This is a genomic window from Vibrio sp. Vb1554, from assembly GCF_033344235.1.
Genome location: NZ_JAWPOJ010000119.1, coordinates 1 through 1,681 on the forward strand (window position 1 = coordinate 1; position 1,681 = coordinate 1,681).

Here is a 1,681-nt window from a genome sequence, read left to right on the forward strand (position 1 = left end):
AGCGCATCTTCTGCCAATAATTCAAACCAAGTGATTCTGCCGCTTCATGCTGACCTCGGTTGATCGCTTGAATCCCACCGCGAAATACTTCTGCCATAAACGCACTTTCAGCGATAGTCAGTGCAATTACCCCCGCCCAAAAATGATTGAGAGAGACATCGAGCAGCGTTGGCATGCCGTAGTAAACCCATAAGAGCAACACCAATACTGGGATTGAGCGGATCACCTCAACGTAGATGCGATTCACTGAGGAATCCCCTAATGATTTTGATAAAAATCATCAAGTTAAGGTAGATGCACATCTTGTCGTATGATCAAATGGTTCTGCGAAAAATCAATAACCAGACAACAAGATGTGCGAACTCGATATTTTACACGACTCTCTTTACCAATTCTGCCCCGAATTACACTTAAAACGACTCAACAGCTTAACGTTGGCTTGCCACGCCTTACTTGACTGTAAAACTCTCACTCTTACCGAACTTGGCCGTAACCTGCCAACCAAAGCGAGAACAAAACATAACATCAAACGAATCGACCGATTGTTAGGTAATCGTCACCTCCACAAAGAGCGACTCGCTGTATACCGTTGGCATGCTAGCTTTATCTGTTCGGGCAATACGATGCCCATTGTACTTGTTGACTGGTCTGATATCCGTGAGCAAAAACGGCTTATGGTATTGCGAGCTTCAGTCGCACTACACGGTCGTTCTGTTACTCTTTATGAGAAAGCGTTCCCGCTTTCAGAGCAATGTTCAAAGAAGGCTCATGACCAATTCCTAGCCGATCTTGCAGGCATTTTACCGAGTGGCACGACACCGCTTATAGTTAGTGATGCTGGCTTTAAAGTGCCATGGTATAAATCTGTTGAGAAGTTGGGTTGGTTCTGGTTAAGTCGAGTAAGAGGGAAAGTGCAATATGCAGACTTAGGAGCAGAAAACTGGAAACCTATCAGCAACTTACACGACACATCCTCAAGTCGTTCAAAGTCCTTGGGTTATAAGAGGTTGACTAAAAGCAACCCAATCTCATGCCAAATTGCATTGTATAAATCACGCCCTAAAGGTCGAAAAAATCAGCGCTCGACACGAACTAACTGCCATCATCCATCACCTAAAGTTTACTCAGCTTCGGCAAAAGAACCATGGGTTCTAGCAACTAACTTACCCGTTGAAATTCGAACACCCAAACAGCTTGTCAGAATTTATTCGAAACGAATGCAGATTGAAGAAACATTCCGAGACTTGAAAAGTCCAGCATACGGATTAGGCCTTCGGCATAGCCGAACTAGCTGCTCAAAGCGTTTTGATATCATGCTGCTAATCGCCCTGATGCTTCAACTAACATGTTGGCTTGCGGGCGTTCATGCTCAGAAACAAGGTTGGGACAAGCACTTCCAGGCTAACACAGTCAGAAATCGAAACGTACTCTCAACAGTTCGCTTAGGCATGGAAGTTTTGCGGCATTCTGGCTACACAATAACAAGGGAAGACTTACTCGTGGCTGCAACCCTGCTTGCTCAAAATCTATTCAAACAGGGTTACGCTTTGGGGAAATTATGAGGGGATCTCTCAGTGCTATGCCCTTGCTGATGTAAAACGTGTATTTCCACTAGTTGCTCCTGATTGATCATAATCCGCCGCTTTGTCCATGTTACGAACGGATAGTTTGACTCAGGTGG

The 1,681-nt window shown here is 44.9% G+C and carries 1 protein-coding gene and 1 pseudogene; one reads left to right on the forward strand and one right to left on the reverse strand.

Annotated features, from left to right (window positions below):
• Positions 1 to 247, reverse strand: a pseudogene (locus tag R8N28_RS24140) (ABC transporter permease subunit); the annotation flags it as partial.
• 106 nt (positions 248 to 353) lie between these two features.
• Between R8N28_RS24140 and R8N28_RS24145 the strand changes: the two are divergent.
• Positions 354 to 1,562 carry an IS4 family transposase gene (locus R8N28_RS24145; protein WP_318183539.1) on the forward strand — a complete coding sequence of 403 codons (1,209 nt, stop codon included), beginning with the start codon at positions 354 to 356 and terminating at the stop codon, positions 1,560 to 1,562.
• The last annotated feature ends 119 nt before the right edge of the window (positions 1,563 to 1,681 follow it).

What these genes read in the sequence shown, in the direction of transcription:
- R8N28_RS24145 (WP_318183539.1), top strand. Translation starts at nt 354, where the DNA reads ATGTGCGAACTCGATATTTTACACGACTCTCTTTACCAATTCTGCCCC.